17 protein-coding genes are annotated in these 18,478 nt (G+C 63.4%); 12 read left to right on the forward strand and 5 right to left on the reverse strand.

What is annotated here, in order from left to right; translation table 11 throughout:
- Positions 1 to 89: 89 nt before the first annotated feature.
- Complete coding sequence (locus LB555_RS26615) at positions 90 to 1,553, reverse strand: phospholipase D-like domain-containing protein (protein ID WP_015315962.1); 1,464 nt, start codon at positions 1,551 to 1,553, stop codon at positions 90 to 92.
- A 460-nt stretch (positions 1,554 to 2,013) separates the two neighbouring features.
- Here LB555_RS26615 and LB555_RS26620 point away from each other — a divergent pair, with 460 nt between their 5' ends.
- The 7 genes from LB555_RS26620 to LB555_RS26650 all read left to right on the forward strand — a co-directional run bounded on the left by LB555_RS26620 (position 2,014) and on the right by LB555_RS26650 (position 10,409).
- Entirely contained in the window at positions 2,014 to 2,208 is a 195-nt protein-coding gene (locus LB555_RS26620; protein ID WP_224684148.1) for a hypothetical protein, read from the forward strand.
- Positions 2,209 to 2,931: 723 nt separating this feature from the next.
- Complete coding sequence (locus LB555_RS26625) at positions 2,932 to 3,351, forward strand: AraC family transcriptional regulator (protein WP_015315964.1); 420 nt, start codon at positions 2,932 to 2,934, stop codon at positions 3,349 to 3,351.
- A 197-nt stretch (positions 3,352 to 3,548) separates the two neighbouring features.
- The gene (locus tag LB555_RS26630) at positions 3,549 to 7,967 is read left to right on the forward strand and encodes a YadA-like family protein (protein WP_224684149.1); all 4,419 of its coding nucleotides are present in this window, start codon (positions 3,549 to 3,551) and stop codon (positions 7,965 to 7,967) included.
- 92 nt (positions 7,968 to 8,059) lie between these two features.
- Positions 8,060 to 8,608: an invasion associated locus B family protein gene (locus LB555_RS26635; RefSeq protein WP_224684165.1), complete on the forward strand. Its 549-nt coding sequence runs from the start codon at positions 8,060 to 8,062 to the stop codon at positions 8,606 to 8,608.
- 13 nt (positions 8,609 to 8,621) lie between these two features.
- Entirely contained in the window at positions 8,622 to 9,287 is a 666-nt protein-coding gene (locus LB555_RS26640; protein WP_015315967.1) for a hypothetical protein, read from the forward strand.
- Between the two features lie 46 nt (positions 9,288 to 9,333).
- The gene (locus tag LB555_RS26645) at positions 9,334 to 9,795 is read left to right on the forward strand and encodes a DUF4189 domain-containing protein (RefSeq protein ID WP_015315968.1); all 462 of its coding nucleotides are present in this window, start codon (positions 9,334 to 9,336) and stop codon (positions 9,793 to 9,795) included.
- 68 nt (positions 9,796 to 9,863) lie between these two features.
- Positions 9,864 to 10,409, forward strand: coding sequence for an invasion associated locus B family protein (locus LB555_RS26650; protein WP_224684150.1), 546 nt, complete (start codon positions 9,864 to 9,866; stop codon positions 10,407 to 10,409).
- Positions 10,410 to 10,502: 93 nt separating this feature from the next.
- Here the strand turns inward: LB555_RS26650 and LB555_RS26655 are convergent, their stop codons facing one another.
- The 4 genes from LB555_RS26655 to LB555_RS29400 all read right to left on the reverse strand — a co-directional run bounded on the left by LB555_RS26655 (position 10,503) and on the right by LB555_RS29400 (position 14,676).
- Positions 10,503 to 11,813, reverse strand: a complete 1,311-nt coding sequence (locus LB555_RS26655) for an NRAMP family divalent metal transporter (RefSeq protein WP_224684151.1) — start codon at positions 11,811 to 11,813, stop codon at positions 10,503 to 10,505.
- Positions 11,814 to 11,958: 145 nt separating this feature from the next.
- Positions 11,959 to 13,506 carry a GMC family oxidoreductase gene (locus LB555_RS26660; RefSeq protein WP_015315971.1) on the reverse strand — a complete coding sequence of 516 codons (1,548 nt, stop codon included), beginning with the start codon at positions 13,504 to 13,506 and terminating at the stop codon, positions 11,959 to 11,961.
- A 150-nt stretch (positions 13,507 to 13,656) separates the two neighbouring features.
- A complete protein-coding gene (locus LB555_RS26665; RefSeq protein WP_140617621.1) occupies positions 13,657 to 14,328 on the reverse strand; it encodes a GntR family transcriptional regulator in 672 nt (223 codons plus the stop codon).
- A gap of 33 nt (positions 14,329 to 14,361) precedes the next feature.
- Positions 14,362 to 14,676, reverse strand: a complete 315-nt coding sequence (locus tag LB555_RS29400; RefSeq protein WP_224684168.1) for a hypothetical protein — start codon at positions 14,674 to 14,676, stop codon at positions 14,362 to 14,364.
- Here LB555_RS29400 and LB555_RS26675 point away from each other — a divergent pair.
- The 5 genes from LB555_RS26675 (at position 14,567) to LB555_RS26695 (ending at position 18,461) form a co-directional block, all read left to right on the forward strand.
- A complete protein-coding gene (locus tag LB555_RS26675; RefSeq protein WP_224684166.1) occupies positions 14,567 to 15,334 on the forward strand; it encodes an alpha/beta fold hydrolase in 768 nt (255 codons plus the stop codon). The genes LB555_RS29400 and LB555_RS26675 overlap by 110 nt on opposite strands.
- A gap of 44 nt (positions 15,335 to 15,378) precedes the next feature.
- Positions 15,379 to 16,518 (forward strand): FAD-dependent oxidoreductase, encoded by a 1,140-nt coding sequence (locus LB555_RS26680; protein WP_224684152.1) that lies wholly within the window; start codon positions 15,379 to 15,381, stop codon positions 16,516 to 16,518.
- 67 nt (positions 16,519 to 16,585) lie between these two features.
- Positions 16,586 to 17,176: an amino acid synthesis family protein gene (locus tag LB555_RS26685; protein ID WP_041163678.1), complete on the forward strand. Its 591-nt coding sequence runs from the start codon at positions 16,586 to 16,588 to the stop codon at positions 17,174 to 17,176.
- Between the two features lie 30 nt (positions 17,177 to 17,206).
- Positions 17,207 to 17,665, forward strand: a complete 459-nt coding sequence (locus LB555_RS26690) for a YbhB/YbcL family Raf kinase inhibitor-like protein (RefSeq protein ID WP_015315976.1) — start codon at positions 17,207 to 17,209, stop codon at positions 17,663 to 17,665.
- 73 nt (positions 17,666 to 17,738) lie between these two features.
- On the forward strand, positions 17,739 to 18,461 hold the full coding sequence (locus LB555_RS26695) for a class II aldolase/adducin family protein (RefSeq protein ID WP_224684153.1): 723 nt from the start codon (positions 17,739 to 17,741) through the stop codon (positions 18,459 to 18,461).
- Positions 18,462 to 18,478: the final 17 nt, after the last annotated feature.

The following is an 18,478-nucleotide window of genomic DNA, read 5'->3' on the forward strand; positions in this document are numbered from 1 at the left end:
TTTCAGCCGATGTTCCATGGTTGGCGACACCCTATCCGGTAAACACGTCGTTTTCTTAAAGACAGGTTTTTTCCCAGAGATAGTTTCTCCTAGAGATAGGGCGATCCCAGCCAGAGCATGCGATCGAACAGCCGGATGATGAACGGACGCGCCCGCAAGGAGGCCAGCGTGACTGGGACGGCCGTTTCGATCGCCGATCCGATCCGGGTCTCGATCTCGGTGGCAAAACCCGCGTCGAGGACCTCAAGGTCGATCTCGAAGTTGAGCCGCAGCGAGCGGGCATCGAGGTTGGAGGACCCGACATAGGCCCACGCGCCGTCGATCGAAAGCAGCTTGGAATGGTCGAAGGGCCCTTCCGTGCGCCATATGCGGCAATAATTCTTCAGGATCTGGTCGAATTGCGCGGTCATGGCGCGATCGACAAGGAAGAGGTTGTTCACCGCCGGCACCACGACATCGATCTCGACGCCGCGCCTGGCCGCGGTGATCAAGGCACTGATCAATTCCCGGTCCGGCAGGAAATAGGGCGACATCAGCCGTATCGACTTGCGCGCGACCGAGAAGGCGCCGATCAGCAGTTTGTGGTTGGTTTCGTTGCTTGCATCCGGTCCGGATGCGACCGCACGCACCAGCATCGGCTGGCCGGCGGGTGGCGAAACCGGTGTGATCCGCCAGGCATCGCCCTTCAGCGCCTCCTTGGTGGCAAAGCGCCAGTCCTCGGCGGCGACGGAGAAGAGATCGGCGACAACGGGGCCGGTGACCTGGAAATGCGTATCCCTGGCGCTTTTCGACCCGGCGAACTCCGCCGAAAAACCCTTGCGGATGTTCATGCCGCCGGTAAAGGCAACCGTGCCGTCGACCACCAGGATCTTGCGGTGGGTCCGCAGGTTGGCATAGGGCAGGCGCAGGCCCATGACGATGTTGCCGTTGAAGACATCCGCCGTGATGTTGGCGCGGCGCAGATGCCCCAGGATGCTGGGGACGGAGTATCGTGCGCCGACGGCATCGATCAGCACACGGACGGTGACGCCGCGCTGGACGGCGCCGGCCAGCGCTTCGACGAAAAGCAGGCCGACGGCGTCGTTGTCGAAAATATAGGTCTCGAGCAGGACGCTGCGCTCGGCCCCGTCGATCGCCGCGCACATGGCCGGGTAGGCCTCGTCGCCGCTTTCCAGCACCTCGATTGCATTTCCCGGGTTGAGCGTTCGCCGCGCCACCCTGTCGCCCAGCGTCCTGAGGCCGGTGAACCGCTGTCCATAGCGTTCGATGATCAACGCCTCTTCGAGGGCGACGTCGCGTTCATGCTTGGCCGACACCAGGCCATCGGCGAGCGGGCGCTGGGCGCTGATCGTGGCGCGGCGGATGCGATTGATGCCGGCCACGGCATAGATCAGCACGCCGAGGATCGGCGACAGCACCATGATGCCGACCCAGCCGGTGGCGGCGCGGACGTCCTCCTTGGTCATGACAGCATGGGCAATGCCGATGGTCGCCATCACCACCGAGATGATCGCCAGTATTTGGGGCCAGTGAATCGCCAGGGTCTCGAACATTGCCGGGACTATCCAGCGAGCGCCCGCATAAGGCAATGCAGCCGGCCGTATCCACGTCTCTGCATGTGCGAGAACAGCGGCGCACGGTTATTTGAGCAGGCCAACCAGGACGCTGAAAGCGGCGTCGATATCGGCGCGGACCGCGGCCTTGACGGCCTCGCCGTCGCGAGCACGGCAGGCCGCCGCTGGTCGCGAGAGCCTCGGCCGCCAAGCGTGGCTCTCCTGCTGGTGGGAACGTTCGTTTGAGGATTGAGCAGTTGGCTCGATCAACCTGCGATAAATTCCACCTGAGAGAGCCCAGCCTCACCGCGTGGGAAAGCATAGAGCCGGTGCGATCCGGCGTCGTCCCGCGCTGCTTTGGTCATCGAGGATTCCTGTACTTTGGTACCGCATCCATTGTATATCAGAGGGAATGAAATTAGCGATGTAACACTTCGGTTGATGGCGAGGGGGGCGCCGAATGATGACGTTCAACTTCGAGGGGCCACCAGTGGGCGACGGCGATGCGCCGGCCGATTGCCAGGACCAGTTGCTGCCTCTCGTCGATGAGATCGTCCAGGCTGCGGTGGCGGCCGGCTGGAAGCGGGACGATGTTCTTCTGGCTTTCGTGGAACTCGCCTGGGATCTGTACGAGAACCGGCGCGGTGATCTATAGCAGCGGACTGCCAATCACCGGCTCCGAACGGCGGCTCCCTGCTCGACCTCGCGGGCAAGCCATCAATCAGCGCAGGCTGCGCCAGGCACCTGCCGTCAGCGGTTGACGAGAACACAGAATCGCGCGACCGGGCGTGTCAGCACCGATTGGCGAACTCCTGGATGGCGAAGACCTCGCGCCGAGCGAAAATGAAACGCTCGGCAACTCCCATTCGCCGCCATTCCTTGTTTCTTTTCTCGAATAAAGATTTTTCTTTGCACGTGGGAGTTCTTCCCAAGCGAAGATGGCTGCGTTACGCTGTCTTCGGGGCCGGAAAGGGGATTTGAGGCGTCGTCGAGACGGCTGAGGCAGTGCCAATGAAAAATGCGGACGAGGCACGGGAAAGCGGCGTTTCCCGAGGCATCGATCGGGACCGGACAGCTCGATACATCCTGGACATCATTCCTGAAAGTGCAGGTCCGCACGGGGCGACAGCGCAAGGAAGCGTGATTTATTCCGTTCGCGGGCCCGGCTCGCAGACATTCCCGGCCAAGGAGTACTCCGCAGGGATCGTGCTTGCGCCCATGCAGCCTGCGCATCATTCGCCACCCGGACGGATCGTTCACATGAACGGACCTGACGACGACGCCGGCCCGCGTCGCACAATCACGAATTGTTTTTCGCGGGAACGGCCAGGGAGGCCTCGGGTTGAACTTTATCTGGAACTTATCAGGAGGCCGAAGAATGCCGGGCGATGATGGTTTCCCCGGGTCAGTTTCTCGAATCAATTCGGCGCGGCAGCCGGCGCTCACTGCAAAAGGCGGGCTTTCTCCCCGCGCCGCACGCAAGGTGCAAGACTTCCTGCACGAGAACTTCACCCGCAAGCTGGCGCTTGCCGAGATGGCCGCGGTGTGCGGGTTGTCGCCTTCTCATTTCGTGCGGGCGTTTGCCAGGACGTTCGGCGTGCCGCCGCATCAATATGTTCTCGACCTGCGGCTGGACCTCGCCGAAAGGCTGCTTGCCGACAGCCGCATGACGATCGCCGACATCGCTCATTCCAGTGGATTTTCAAGCCAGAGCCATTTTACCACCGTGATGAAAAAATACCGGCAGGTGACCCCATTGCAGGCCCGGGTGGGGAAGCTTAACGCCAAGATTAGATGAGGCGTCGGCCACACCGTTGCTTGATTACTTGGTTTTAAAGCAGTTGCTAAGGTAACGAGCTGTTAACCTCCGCCTATATGCTCGGGTCTTTTCTCACAAGACAGCAATTTCGTGAAATACGGCAAGCAGGAATCATGTCTTCCTGCCGTGGACTGGAATTGTCAGACGATTCCATGCCGGCCAGCGGAGAGGGCACCATGACCGACAATCAGATTTCGAGCGGCTCGCCTGTTGTGCAGCGTCGCGCGGCGCATTTCGCCGGCAACTGGATCGCCGGCACCGATCCCCGTTCCCGCTCAATTCGTCGTCGTTTGATGGCGGTGCTGCGCATGGCTCATCGCGCGCTGGGTATGGGACGCAAGCGCCTGGGGCTGGGAACGCTGGGCGTCGGCGGGGCGCCGGCCGCGATGCTGGGCGCCTTCGCGATCGGCATGGCTGCAACGCCGGCCCTGGCGCAATATCAGGCCGGTGGCGGGTCGGCGACAGGCGGCAACGCCGTCGCCATCGGTAACGGCGCGACGGCGAATGGCAATAACAGCACGGCGTTGGGCACCTCCAACAGTGCAACGGGCGACGCTACGATCGCCATCGGCTATGCGATGAGTGTCAATGGCCTCAATTCCATAGGCATAGGCGTGTTCGCGGGCGCGACCGGCGTCAACGCCCTCGCTTTGGGCGGGAACGCCCATGCCAACGGGGACGGAGCAAGCTCGATTGGCGTCAATTCGGTTGCAGCCGCAGGCGCGGCCGCCTTTGGCCTGAACGCGCGTGCCGACGGATTGAACTCGACGGCGATCGGCTACGTTACCCGGGCGACCGGGCTGCGCGCCACCGCGCTCGGGTTTGGGGCAACAGCGTCCGGGCTGGATTCGCTTGCCCAAGGTAATAGCGCCGTCGCAAGCAATCAGAACGCCATCGCCATCGGCTTCCAGGCGACCGCGACCGCGATCAATGCCGTCAATCTTGGCAACCGAACTGTTGCGGGAGGGGGCGCCCTTCAGGAAAGCGCCATCGCCATTGGCACGGACGTACTGGCGTCTCAGGTTGACTCCACTGCGATCGGGCGCCAAAGCAAGGCAACGGGCACGTCCGCCATAGCGATGGGCGTCACAGCCGCGGCATCGGCAACTAACTCGGTCGCCGTCGGCGCCAGCACGGTTGCATCGGGAGCCTTCGGGGTCGCCATGGGTAACCAAGCGCAGGCGCTTGCAGCCGGTGGTGCTGTTGCGATAGGCTCGGGCGCAATCGTTGCCAGCACCGCGACCTCGGGCCTTGCGCTCGGCAACAATGCAAGTTCCGGTGGTATTTTATCGGTTGCCGTAGGCGCCGGTACCAACGCCAGCGGCGACAATTCCACAGCCACCGGACGCCAGGCTGTTGCGAGTGGCACAAACGCCTCCTCGTACGGGACAGGATCCAAGGCTACGGGAGACAATTCCCTCGCTGCCGGCGTCAGCTCCAACGCCAGCGGGGTTGCCAGCACCGCACTTGGCATCGGCGCCGCGGCGTCGGCTACGAGCGCCATCGCCATCGGCAACAATGCCGCGGCCAGTTCCACCAACGCGGTTGCCATGGGTACCAACGCCGTGGCGACCGGCGGCCAAGCCGTCTCGATCGGTGCGAACAACACCGCCTTTGGCGACGGCGCGGTCGCCATCGGCGATCCGAGCTTCGCCAGCGGCACCGGCGCCTTCACCGGCGGCGCCAACAACATCGCCAACAGCGACGGCACGGCGACCGCGACCGGAGCCAATATGGCCAATGGCGCCGTCGCCATCGGCAACAACAACAAGGCGATCGGGCAAGGCTCCGTCGCGCTGGGCAACGGCTCCACCGCGGGCGCCGCCGGTTTCGTCGGCAATGTCGCGCTGGGCAACGGCGCCTCGGCGGCGGCAAGCTCGGGCGACGTGGCGCTGGGCTCGGGCTCGGTGACCGCCGTGGCGGTCGGCACCGCCAGTGGGGTGGTCAACGGCACGACCTATGCCTTCCAGGGCACCAACCCGACCTCGACGGTCAGCATCGGCGCGCCGGGCGCGGAACGCACCATCACCAACCTGGCTGCGGGGCGGATCAGCGCGCTCTCGACTGACGCGATCAACGGCTCGCAGCTCGCCGCCACCAACCAGGCGGTCGACGCCATCGGCGCCGTCGTCAACAACATCAATGTCGGGGGCGGCATCAAATATTTTCACGCCAACTCGACGCTGGCGGATTCGCAGGCGCTGGGAGCCGATTCCGTCGCTGTCGGCCCGAACGCGGTGGCCAACAACGCCGGCGACGTCGCTATCGGCCTGAATTCGACGTCGGGCGCAACGACCAATGTCGGCGGCACGACGATCGGCGGCGTCAACTACACCTTCGCCGGCGGCACGCCGGCGGGCGCTTTCTCGGTCGGCTCGGCCGGCGCCGAGCGCCAGATCCAGAACGTCGCGGCCGGACAGTTGAACGGCGGTTCGACCGATGCCGTCAACGGCTCGCAGCTCTTCGCCACCAACCAGCAGGTGACGCAGAACACCACCGATATCGCCAATATCGGCGGCAACATCACCAATCTCGGCAACACGATCAACAACATCGCCGGCGACACCTCGACCATCTACACCAACGCCAATGGCGAGGGCATCCGCTATGCCCGCACCAACGAGACCGGCCTGGCGCAGACCGATTCCTTCGCGCAAGGCGTCGGTTCCACCGCAGTCGGCTACCAGGCGACCGCGACCGGCGTCAGCGCGCTTGCGCTCGGCCGCGACAGCGCGGCAAGCATCGACGGCAGCGTGGCGCTCGGTCAAGGTTCGGTCTCTGACCGCGCGATCGCTCCGGCTTCCGGGCAGATCGCGGCCGGTCCGTCGAACTTCATCCAGTACAACACGACCGACAAGACGCTGCTCGGCGCCGTGTCGGTCGGTACTGCCACGGCCTACCGGCAGATCACCAACGTGGCCGACGGCACGCAGGACCAGGACGCCGTGACTGTGCGCCAGCTGGCGGGAGCGATCGCGGCGGTCTCCGCCACCTCGACGAAATATTTCCATGCCAATTCGACAGCCGGCGACTCGCTGGCGGTCGGAGCGGAATCGGTCGCGGTTGGCCCGACCACGGTCGTCAATGGCGACAATGGCGTCGGCATCGGCAATGGAGCCGTCGTCGACCAGACGGCACCCGGCGGCACCGCCATCGGGCAGAACGCCCATGTCATGCTGGCCGACGGCATCGCGCTCGGCACCGACTCCACCGCCGCCGGCGTGCAATCCATCGCACTGGGCGCCGGCGCCCAAAGCACCTTCGCCAACAGCGTGGCGCTGGGCGCGTCGTCCATCACCACGGTCGGCGCGCAGGCCGGCTACACAGCCTTTGCCCTCGGCGCCGCGCAGACATCGGCCGGCGAAGTGTCCTTCGGTGCCGCCGGGGCGGAGCGCAAGCTCACCAATGTCGCGGCGGGTTCGGCTGATACGGACGGCGTCAACGTCTCGCAGTTGCGCGGTGTCTCACAAAATGTTTCCAACCTGTTCGGCGGCGGCACCACGGTCAATCCCGACGGCTCGATCACCGGTCCGACCTACAACATCCAGGGCAACAACTACTCGACGGTCTATGACGGCTTCACCGCCGTCAACAATGCGCTCACCACCATCAACAATGGCGGCGGCATCAAATATTTCCACGCCAATTCGACGCTGGCCGACAGCCTTGCCGGCGGCACCGACGCGGTGGCGATCGGGCCGGAGAGCGTGGCGAGCGGCACCGACAGCCTGGCCGCGGGCCATGGTTCGACGGCCACCGGGCAGGGCGCCGTGGCGCTCGGCCAGGGCGCGCAGGCCAACAATGCCAGCGATGTGGCGCTCGGCTCCGGCTCGGTGTCGCAGACCGCCGTCGGCACGTCCAACACGGTCATCAACGGCAAGACCTACGCCTTTGCCGGCACGACCCCGGACGGCACCGTCAGCGTCGGCGATGCCGGCGCGGAGAGGACGATCACCAATGTCGCCGCCGGACGCGTTTCTTCCGACAGCACCGATGCGATCAACGGCTCGCAGCTCTACGCCACCAACACAGCGATCGAAGACCTGACCAAAACGATCGGCGGCATCGGCGGCACCGTCCAAAACACCGTGCAGTACGACACCGTCACCAATCCGGACGGATCGACGACCAAAATCAACAAGATCACGCTGCAGGGCGGCGATCCGAATGCGCCTGTCGTCATCTCCAATGTCGGCCCCGGCGTTGCCGGCACCGACGCGGTCAACGTCAACCAGCTGAACCTGAATCTGGCTCAGAGCAAGACCTATACCGACCAGGTTGCTGTCACGACGTTGCAACAAGCCAACACTTATACCGACCAGAAGTTCAGCCAGCTCAATTCCGACATCAGCGGCATCCGGGACGAAGCACGGCAGGCGGCGGCAATCGGTCTGGCGGCAGCCTCGCTCCGCTACGACGACCGTCCCGGCAAGCTGAGCGTGGCGGCGGGCGGTGGCTTCTGGCGGGACTCGAGCGCCTTTGCCTTCGGCGCGGGCTACACCAGCGAGGACGGCCGCATCCGTGGCAATGTGTCCGGCACGGCGGCGGGTGGAAATGTCGGTGTCGGCGCCGGGCTGAGCTTCACCTTGAACTGAGGCGGGGACCTGGGGCGGGAATGAACAGGCGAACCGGCCATGTCAGGCCAGGCTCGAATCCGGGAAACCCGCTTGGTTTTCCCGGACTAGCCATGGCATTCCTGACCTGCCTGGCGCTTGCCGGCGGGCTGGCGCCGGCTGCCGCGCAGACGGCTTCGCCATATAGGGTCAAGCCCTCCGACGTGGTCGTGCCGCCGGACGTGAAGCTCGGACAATACCAGCGCACCATCCGTCCCTTCGAGAACTGGACGCTGATCTGCGACGAGAACCTCAAGGCGCGCAAGAAGGTCTGCAACGTCTCGCAGGTGATCGAGGACGGGGCGGGCAAGATGGCGTTCAGCTGGTCGCTCGCCGCCACCCAGGACGGCAAACCCTACATGATCCTGCGCACCGCGCCGAACGCCAGGAGCGATGGGCTGGTATCGCTGAAGTTCGAGGGGCGCGCCGAATCCATCGACGTGCATTTGAACGGCTGCAACGAAGTGGTCTGTGTCGGCATGCTGCCGGTGGGACCTCTGATGCGCCAGGAGATAGCGCAGAAGGCGACGCCGGCGATTTCCTACCCGACCGTCGATGGCCAGACCGTTACCGTCACCGCAACGCTCAAGGGGCTGTCCGAGGCCCTTGCGCCAGTCAAATAGCCGAGGCAGCACCGTGAGCCAGCAAGACCCGTTCATCTCCGCGACGCGCAGCAACCCGACCGTTGAGCCGGATCGCAAAAGGACCGTCGAGCCGCCGCGGCGTTGGCCGCGCGTCATCGGTTTGTGTGCGCTGGGGCTGGTCATGATGGGCATCGGCTTCGCCGCAGCGAACTATGCCGCGATCGCCGGTCTCGTCGGCACGCCGACGGCCGCTCAGGCCGGCACGGCGCCGCCCGCGCTGCCGGACTCGCCCTTCCTCCAACACGTCAAGCAATCCGGCGTGCAGGCCTGTTCAACCGTCTATCCGGTGCTCGGACAGCTTTTGACGACCGGCTCGAAATACAGCGTCAAGTCGCTGTGGAGCGACCAGGCCGCCGACAAGCACGCCGTGCAGGCGCTTGTCGGTCTGGACTATGCGACGGAGCGCTACAGCGGGCCGGCCGCCGGCATCGTTTTTGCTTCGCCCACCGCCACGGGTTGCGAAGGCACCATGGTGCGGGTGGCGCCGTTCGCCAGCCCCTGCGCCGATGTCACGTCCGCGCTTCCGCAAGGCAGCAAGATCACGGATCATCTCGGACAGGTCGAAGTGTACGAGCTTGGCGGCAACACGGGCGAAGCCCTTCTGCTGCCGACGGGCAACACATGCGTGGTGATTTCCATCGCATCGGCGGCCAAGTGAGAATGTCAGGCGAATGGGCGAGGCGCCCTGGAAAGGATTGCGGACCATGAAATCGCGACGTTTGACAGTCTTGTGCATGGCCTTGCTGTGGAGCGGGCAGGTCGTCTCGGCCGATCTGGTGGAGCCGTCCGAGCCACCGCAGGAGGAGAAAGGCATCTGGGCGGCAATCGCCTACTCCCAGACCGATACCAAATACGGCTTCTTCTGGGGCGCCGACAAGCGGCAGGAAGCGAAGGACATAGCGCAGAAATATTGCGAGAATGCCGGTGGAAAGGCCTGCAACGTCGTTACCGTGTTCCGCAATCACCGTCATTGGACGGACGACGATAAGACCGGATTTCCCTACAAGCATTGCGGCGCGCTCGCCGTGGCAGACAAAGTGGAGCACCGGTTCACCCCGTGGGGCGTGAACTCCGCCGAGACCCGCCGGGAAGCGGAGGATCTCGCCCTGCAAGCCTGCGAGGCAGGGGGGACCCAATGCAAGATCCGTGAATGGGTCTGTACGTGACGATAAACACGGGTCCTCGAGCCGCTACTTCGGGCATTTGCCCGGCACCCAAGAGAAGGCAGCATTCATTGGTTCGTAGACAGCTTTTCCCGAGGGCAGCCGTCATCTGCGCGGCTGCCTTCGCCGCTTCGGTGCCGGCCGTTTTCGCGCAACAGCAGCAGGCTTCGCTTCCCAATGGCGCATCGTCGCTCCAGGAAACCTATCAGGACTGGCAGCTGGCCTGCGGCATGCAGGACAATGCCCGGGTCTGCACGGTCACGCAGGACCAGACGCAGAAAAACGGCCAGAGGCTTCTGGCCGTGGAACTGCGCGTGGGGCAGAAGGGCGGGCTGATCGGAACCTTGCTGCTGCCCTTCGGCATCCTGTTCGAGCCCGGCGTGACGCCCCAGATCGACGACCAGCCGCCCGTCGGGGCGTTGAAGTTCAGGACCTGCCTGCCGAACGGCTGCGTGGCGCTGTTTCCGATCGACCGGGCGCTGATGCAGAAGCTCAAGGCGGGCACCGAGCTGAAACTCGACGTCACCACCGCGGCCGACACCAAGCTGAGTTTTCCGGTGTCGCTGAAAGGCCTTGGCGCCGCCCTCGATCGCATGGTCGCGCTGAGCGCACGTTGACGAGGGTGCCGTACGCGACTGCCGGCGGATGCCAAGGTCCTCGTCCCCTGCGGGCGCTCAGCGTCATACCGGAGCCTGACCCGGTCGGTCATTTCAAAAGGCCCATTGCAGCGCGAGGCCGATAACCGACAATCCCATCGCAGTCGTCGCGAGCCAGCCGAGAAAGCGCAGCCAGCCCTCGACGGGGAATTCGCCCATGATCTCGAAACGCCCGGTCATCAGCATCATGACGACCATTACGGGGACCGCGCATATGCCGTTGATGACGGCGCTCCAGTAAAGCGCCTTGATGGGATCGATCGGCGTCAGCATGATCCCCATTCCCAGCACCACGGCGGCGGCCAAGGTCGCATAGAATGCCAACGCTTGCTTCGGCTTGCGCTCCAGCCCCACTGGCCAGCGGCGCGCCTCGCCCACGGCGAAAGCGGCCGAGCCGGCGAGAACCGGCACCGCGAGAAGGCCAGTGCCGATAATCCCCATCGCAAAAATCACAAAGGCGAATTTGCCCGCGACCGGCTCCAGGGCCTCGGCTGCGTCGGTGGAGGAATTGATGTCGGTCACCCCGGCCTTGTGCAGGGTGGCGGCCGTCGTGACGATGATTGCAATGGCGATCAGGTTCGAAAAAGCCATACCCACCAGGGTGTCGGCGCGAATGCGCTGGAACGCTCGCGGCGCCTGCCAGGGTGCCCATTTCAAAGGCTTGGCCTTCGGGTCGATCTTCTCCTCTTCGACCTCTTGCGATGCTTGCCAGAAGAACAGGTAGGGAGAAATCGTGGTGCCGAGTATGGCCAGAAGCGTCGTGAAGAACGCCCGGCTCCATTCGACATGCGGAACGACGATTCCCTTGAGTGCCTCGCCCCATGGGATATCAGCCAGAAACGCGGCCACCACGTAGGCAAAGAGGCTCAGCGTTGTCCATTTCAGGACCGTGACGTAGCGGCTGTAGTCGAGGAAGACGATCGCCAAAACGCATGCCACGCCGAACGCAACGACGTAAAGCGAGCTTGGGCCGCCCACCAGCAACCACAATGCATCAGCCATCGCGCTCAGGTCCGCCCCGATGTTGATCACGTTGGCGGCGAACAAAAGCAAGGCTACAAAATACATCAGCGGAGACGGGTAGTGCCGTGCGAGGTTGCCGGAAATACCTCGACCTGTCGTCCGGCCTATTCGCGCTGCTATCTCCTGGATCGCGACCATGAGCGGAAAGGTGAAGACCATCGTCCAGCCGACATTGAACCCCAACTGGGCGCCCGCCTGGCTGTAGGTGCCGATGCCCGAAGGATCGTCGTCCGAAGCGCCTGTGATGAAACCAGGCCCGATTGTGCGCAGCAGCCGCTGGAATGGCCCTTTTGCCCGAAGATTGCTCTGTTTCTCAGAGACTTCGGCGCTTATGTTGCTCATGCAGGTGCTCCAAATACGGGGTCCCTTCCGTAATCCGCCTGAAGCAAAATTCGGCGATCGCCATTCGGTTCCGTTAGCTATCGCTGAAACGCCGTTGGTGCCGTGTCGCCAGGTCGTGCTTGCTTTGCCGGCGATATGCTATTTCTCAGGCGCGAGATCGAGCGAAGGTCTCGGCGATCGCGAGAACCGCGGCGTGTATAGGTCCCGCGGTTAGACTGGGCATGATCGACGCGTCGACGACAAAAAGATTGTCGAGCGCCTTCAGCCGCAGATCCGCATCGACGACGGCGTCCGGATCCTTGCCCATCCTGCAAGTGCCACAGGGATGATGATGCGTGATGACCGACTGCGCGATGAAGTCGTCCATGTCAGCCGCGCTGTTCAGGCTGCCTGGCAGGAGTTCGCGCTCGCGCCAGCCGGCGAGTTCATCCCGATGTCCGATCGTCCGGGCTGCCTCGAGCGCCTGGCGAAACAGCGCACGGTCCCGGCCGCTTTGCAAATATGCGGGGTCGATGATCAACCGATCGTCGAGCTCCGGCCCGCTTATGCGCACGCTGCCGCGGCTCGCTGGATGGGTGATCCCGAACAGCAGCGAATATGCCGTGCCGGCGGCAGGCGCCTGAAAGCGTTCCGACACGATCGGCGCGATGCCGCAACCAACGACGATTTCGGGCTGACCGGTACCGGTGAACCCGTCGGCGCGCATATACGCCATCGATTCCGAGTGCTGGAGGCGCGATGGAGGAACGTGCCTGCGAGCCGCATAAAGGTTGCCGGCGCCAAGCAGGTGATCCTGAAGGTTTCGACCGACTTCCGGCATATCGATCAGGCAGCCAACGCCGGCGGTATCGAGCATGTCGTGCGGACCGATGCCCGAGCGCATCAGCAAAGCCGGACTTTCCAGCGCGCCGGCGCAAAGGACAATTTGATCCGCGAGGATTTCGACCGGACCCTGTCGCCCTGCGATTTCGAGGCCGCGGACCCGATTGCTCGCCAGGTTAAGCCGCCGCACTCGCGATCCCGTGAGGATGGTCAGGTTCTCGCGGCCTCGAACAGCCGGCGTGAGCCAGGCGTCCGCCACCGTAACCCGCCGCCCATCGCGAATGTTCAAGGAGTTCGGGGTGACGCCGATCATCTCCCCGCTGTTGTGCCCTTCAAGACGCGGCAGGCCGAGCGAAGCGCCGGCTTCGATAAACGCGCGCGCGACCGGACTGACCTCGTCGGCCGGCAAATGGACGGGCATCGGCCCGCCCTTGCCGTAAAGGCCGTTGCCGCCGAGCGGGTGATCCTCGATAGCCCGAAACGCGGGCAGCAATTCATCCCAGCTCCATCTGTTATCGCCGGTCGCGTCGACCCATGCCTGGAAGTCCCGGGGATGACCACGCATGTAACCCATCGCGTGCAGGCAACTCGAGCCGCCGACCACCCGCCCGCGCGCCCAGCGATGCACCCGGCCAGCGGTCCCGGCTTGCGGCTCCGTGCGATAGTCCCAATCGTAGCCACGGCCCTGAAGTGCCGGCCATGCGGCGGGGTTCCAGATGTCGGGATCCACCGCTTCTTCGCCTGCCTCGATCAGCAGAACGCGGCTGTCCGGCTTTTCACTCAGTCGCGCCGCAAGCAATGCGCCAGCCGACCCGCCGCCGACGATGACGATATCGGCATCCCGTTCGCGCTCAAAATTCGCCCAGCTCATCATCACTCCATCTGACGCTTGCGTATTTGGATGGTCGGCAAGTTTGGCGCCGGCACGAGGTGGCCTACGCATCGACCGTTCGCGGACAGTCGATCCGCGACATCGTCAAAGGCTTCGGGTTTCAGGCGGAGCAACTGTCTTTCGAAAAACTCAAATCGCGCTGTCCATGGACATCTTCGCTGCCGCTTTGGCCTTCAACAGGTGATTTTTGGAGGCCTTGCGGGCGGCCTTCTCGTCGCCGGCGGCGATGGATTCGTATATCTCCTTCATCTCCGCCAGGCTGCTCTGTGCCCTGCCATCCAAGGACATCGATCGTCCGCGAAAGAAGCTGATCCTGGCCACAAGGCCACGATGGACCTCCTCAAGGATCGGGTTGCCGCAATTGGCCAGTATGATCGAATAGAAGTCCGCGGCGGTCATGACCTGTGCCAGGCTGTCATTGCTGGACGCCGCAGCTTCGAACGCGGAAAGAGATTTCTCGAGTTCAAGCAACTGCTCCGGGGAAATTCTCGACGCGCAGCGTCCCGCGGCCTCGACTTCCAGCAGCTCTCGAACCTCGTAGATGGCGGTTGCCACCTCCCACGTAAGCGACGGTATCGACGGCCCGCGGTTGGGGACGATCTCGATCAGGCGCTCGGCCTCGAGACTGCGCAAAGCCTCCCTTAGCGAAGGGCGACTGATGCCGAGCTGTGTGCACAGCTGACTTTCGATGAGGCGGCTTCCCGGCTGGAACAATCCGGAGAAGATGGCGAGCCGTAACTTGTCGACGGTCTCGCGTTGAACTGTTCGTGGGGAAATTCGCAAATTCAAATCTGGAGGCATCTCTAACGTCTCATCGGTTTGAGTCGCAATCTCCTAACCAGCATACGTCACGCCGTGGAAAATAGCCAGATTGTCAAATCTGAAGATTGCAAGAATGTCAGACAATCTGCTTGACGTCCTTCTGGCTGTATGATCCTTTTGACCGAGACGGGCAGTGACGGTGAGGATCATGAACATTGCGGCAGGGATAGCTTCCGACCAATTTGGCTCGCGACGCATCGACACCGGCCGCATCACCTTGAATGCGCGCGAGGCGGGCAACGGCCCGTTGATGCTGTTTTTCCATGGCATTACCTCCAATTCCGCGGTCTTCACGCCGTTGATGGCTCGGCTCTCGGATCGCTTCACGACCGTGGCCGTCGACCAGAGAGGGCACGGCCACAGCGACAAGCCGGAAGGCGGTTACGAGGCGCATGACTACGCGGACGACATTGCCGGCTTGATCCGTACCCTCGGCCGGGGTCCTGCCATCCTCGTCGGACATTCGCTTGGCGCGAGAAACTCCGTCACGGCAGCCGTGCGACATCCAGATCTGGTGCGGTCGGTCATCGCAATCGACTTCACGCCCTATATCGAGACCGAAGCGTTGGATGCGCTGGAAGCCCGGGTAAACGCGGGAAGCCAGCTTTTCGAGGATATCAAGGCCGTCGAAGCCTATCTTGCCGGCCGCTATCCGAACATTCCCGCCGACGCCATCAGGATCCGAGCCGAGAGCGGCTATCAGCGGGTCGACGGCGGGCTGCGACCATTGGCGTCGCCCGCGGCCATGGCCCAGACGGCCAAGGGCCTGCGATCGGACCTGGTGCCCGCCTATCGGGATGTGGCGAAGCCCGTCCTCATCGTTCGGGGCGAGGCGAGCAAATTGGTTTCGGCGGCGGCGCTGGCGAAAACAAGCCGGCTGCGGCCCGATCTGCCCGTGGTCGTCGTTCCGGGCGCCGACCACTACGTCAACGAGGTATCTCCCGAGATCACGCTGAAAGCGATCACGAATTTCATCGACGCCTGACGGCCCAGCACGCCGTCTTCTTGTACGCAGCATCAGGATAGAAAATGGCCAATGTAAACAAAACCCAGGGTAAGGCGCGCCGTGCCGAGGTCGCTGGCGGCGGCTTTGCCGGTCTGACCGCCGCCATCGCTCTGAGGCAGAACGGTTGGGATGTCAGGCTGCACGAAAAGAGCTCGGAGCTGCGGGCATTCGGCGCGGGCATCTATCTCTGGCACAATGGCCTTCGCGTGCTCGAAGGACTGGGCGCCCTGGATGATGTTCTCCAAGGTTCGCACACGCCCCCGACCTACGAGACCTGGATGCATAACAAGTCGGTTTCCAAGGAGACGTTCAACGGTCTCCCTTGGCGCATCATGACCCGGAGCCACCTGCATGACGCCCTGGTCAACCGCGCCCGCGCGCTGGGTGTCGACGTATCGGTCAACTCCGAAGCGGTCGCCGCCGATCCGGAAGGCCGCCTGACGCTTCAGACGGGAGAGGTTCTCGAAGCCGACCTGATCGTCGGCGCCGACGGCGTTGGCTCCAAGGTCAGGGACTCCATTGGCTTCAAGCAGGACCGATGGGTCTCCAAGGACGGTCTCATCCGGCTGATCGTGCCTCGCAAGAAGAAGGAACTCGGTCACGGCGAGTGGGACAACACCATAGACATGTGGAACTTCTGGCCGCGCGTTCAGCGGATCCTCTACTCGCCCTGCAACGAGAATGAGCTTTATCTCGGCCTCATGGCTCCAGCCGCCGATCCGCGGGGATCGCAGGTGCCGATCGACCTCGAGGTCTGGGTCGAGATGTTCCCTTTCCTGGAGCCGTGCCTGATCGAGGCGGCGAAGCTGAAAACAGCCAGGTACGACAAGTACGAAACGACCAAGCTCGACAGCTGGACAAGAGGCAAGGTGGCCCTGGTGGGAGATGCCGCGCATGCGATGTGTCCGGCTCTTGCCCAGGGTGCCGGTTGCGCGATGGTCAATGCCTTCAGCCTGTCGCAAGGTTTGCAGACTGGCTCTTCGGTCGAGGACGCGCTCGTCGCGTGGGAAAAGCGCATTCGCCCGATCACCGATCGCTGCCAGGCGCTGTCCGGCGACTATGCGGCGAACCGCTCGCTCTCGAAGGGAAACATGTTCACGCCGGCGGCATTGGAAGCAGCCCGCTACGACCCGCTGCGCGGCGTCTTCTCATGGCCGCAGTAGCATCGGACGAGCCGCTCAACGCATTAATCGGCGCGCGCGCAAGCTGCGCTCCCTTCAGGAGATAAAGATGAACTATTCCAGTGAAGTCGAACGGGATTACGATGTCAGGGGGTGGTACGCCTCGGTCCAGGAAAGCCGGCATGATGGCGGCCAGCCTGGCGAGACCCTCGTCAAAGTCGCGACTGGCGTGGTCATCCGCAATCCGTTCGCCGGAAAGTTCGTCGCCGAACTGTCCGACCTGACCAATCCCAGTTCAGCCATCGGTCATGCGCTCGGCGAGCGGGCGGTGGCGCTGCTCGGCAACAGGCCGGTCGAAAGCTATGGCAAAGGCGGTATCGCGGGCACATCCGGCGAGCAGGAACATGTCGTCGCCTGCATCACCACGGTGTTCGGAGATCCGCTGCGCCAGCAAGTGGGCGGCGGCAAGGCCTGGATCTCGTCGGTCAGCAAGGTCGCCGCAGCCGGCACATCCATCGATATCCCGCTTGCCCACAAGGACGAGCTCTACATCCGTTCCCACTATGATGCCGTCACATTTTCGGTGCCGGATGGCCCGCGCCCCGATGAGCTTTTGATCTGCGTGGCCGTCGCATCGGGTCCGCGCGTTCATCAGCGCGTCGGGGGCAAATCCGTCGCCGACCTCAAGGCCGGTGTCTAGTTCGATCGAAATTGGCGAAGGACGAATTCCATGCCCCTGAACATCAAGGACCTCAAGATTACGTCGGCGGATTTCAAGCCGCTCGGGAAGTTGCGCGACGAGCATGCCGGCGACAAAGGCAATGTGTTGCCCAGGCTTACGGTCAGCGGCGTCCCCGCGGGCACGAAGGAACTCGCGGTCATCTGCCATGATCCCGACGCGCCCTTGCCCAACGGCTTCACCCATTGGGTCGTCTACGGCATCGATCCGTCGACCACCGATCTTTCGGACGCGCAGGAAAAGTTTCGCGTCGGGCCAAACGGCGCCGGCGGCAAGCAGTATTACGGGCCCCAGCCGCCTGCAGGCCATGGAGAACATCACTATTACTTCTGGGTCTATGCCCTGGACACCAAGGTCGAAGGGACCCCTACCAGGGAGGAGTTCCTGCAGAAATACGCCGGGAACATCATCGAGCAAAACCGGATCGTTGGCCTCTACGAAAACAAGTGAAATCCGCGACGCCGGCGACCGATAACTAAGAATAGAAATGGTCGCCAGCTCCGCGAAATGGGAGAATTTGGAAATGAAAGACAACAGCCCAGCGCACCAGGCGGTCTTCGAAGAGCTGGTCACGGCGACGAAGATCCTTCTGAACGAAGGCATCATGGATACGTTCGGGCACATCAGTGCCCGTGACCCCCAAGATCCCCAAAGCTTCTTCCTGGCGCAGAAGCTTGCTCCGAGCCTGATAACCGTCGACGACATCCAGCGTTTCAATCTCGACGGCGAGACGTCGGACAATCGCCCGTCCTATCTTGAGCGCTACATCCACAGCGAGATCTACAAGGCGCGGCCCGACGTCCAGTGTGTGCTCCACACCCATTCTCCCGCTGTCCTGCCGTACTGCTTCGTCGATACGCCGCTTCGGCCGGTCACCCACATGGGAGCTTTCATCGGCGAGAAAGTCCCGGTCTACGAGATTCGCGACAAGAATGGCGACGAGACGGATCTCTTCGGCGGCAGCCCCGGGATCTGCGCTGATATCGCCGAAAGTCTCGGCAACCAGACAGTGGTGCTCATGGCGCGGCATGGCGTCGTCAATGTCGGCAACTCCGTGCGTGAGGTCGTCTTCCGGGCGTTCTATCTCGAGCAGGAAGCGGCAGCGCTCACGGCCGGCCTGCGGATCGGCAACATCAAATATCTATCGCCGGGCGAGATAAAGACGGCAGGAAAACTCGTCGGCGCCCAGATCGATCGAGGATGGAATCACTGGTCGCAGCGTCTGAGAGAGGCCGGCCTGGCCTAGTGCCGGCCGCCTTGAGG

The organism is Mesorhizobium sp. BR-1-1-10 (genome assembly GCF_020165595.1).
Classification (GTDB): Bacteria; Pseudomonadota; Alphaproteobacteria; order Rhizobiales; family Rhizobiaceae; genus Mesorhizobium; species Mesorhizobium australicum.

Bases quoted from the DNA above. Each gene is read 5' to 3' on its own strand.
- LB555_RS26615 (WP_015315962.1), bottom strand. From the start codon at position 1,553: ATGTTCGAGACCCTGGCGATTCACTGGCCCCAAATACTGGCGATCATC.
- LB555_RS26620 (WP_224684148.1), top strand. From the start codon at position 2,014: ATGATGACGTTCAACTTCGAGGGGCCACCAGTGGGCGACGGCGATGCG.
- LB555_RS26625 (WP_015315964.1), top strand. From the start codon at position 2,932: ATGCCGGGCGATGATGGTTTCCCCGGGTCAGTTTCTCGAATCAATTCG.
- LB555_RS26630 (WP_224684149.1), top strand. From the start codon at position 3,549: ATGACCGACAATCAGATTTCGAGCGGCTCGCCTGTTGTGCAGCGTCGC.
- LB555_RS26635 (WP_224684165.1), top strand. From the start codon at position 8,060: ATGGCATTCCTGACCTGCCTGGCGCTTGCCGGCGGGCTGGCGCCGGCT.
- LB555_RS26645 (WP_015315968.1), top strand. From the start codon at position 9,334: ATGAAATCGCGACGTTTGACAGTCTTGTGCATGGCCTTGCTGTGGAGC.
- LB555_RS26655 (WP_224684151.1), bottom strand. From the start codon at position 11,813: ATGAGCAACATAAGCGCCGAAGTCTCTGAGAAACAGAGCAATCTTCGG.
- LB555_RS26660 (WP_015315971.1), bottom strand. From the start codon at position 13,506: ATGAGCTGGGCGAATTTTGAGCGCGAACGGGATGCCGATATCGTCATC.
- LB555_RS26665 (WP_140617621.1), bottom strand. From the start codon at position 14,328: ATGCCTCCAGATTTGAATTTGCGAATTTCCCCACGAACAGTTCAACGC.
- LB555_RS26680 (WP_224684152.1), top strand. From the start codon at position 15,379: ATGGCCAATGTAAACAAAACCCAGGGTAAGGCGCGCCGTGCCGAGGTC.
- LB555_RS26685 (WP_041163678.1), top strand. From the start codon at position 16,586: ATGAACTATTCCAGTGAAGTCGAACGGGATTACGATGTCAGGGGGTGG.
- LB555_RS26690 (WP_015315976.1), top strand. From the start codon at position 17,207: ATGCCCCTGAACATCAAGGACCTCAAGATTACGTCGGCGGATTTCAAG.
- LB555_RS26695 (WP_224684153.1), top strand. From the start codon at position 17,739: ATGAAAGACAACAGCCCAGCGCACCAGGCGGTCTTCGAAGAGCTGGTC.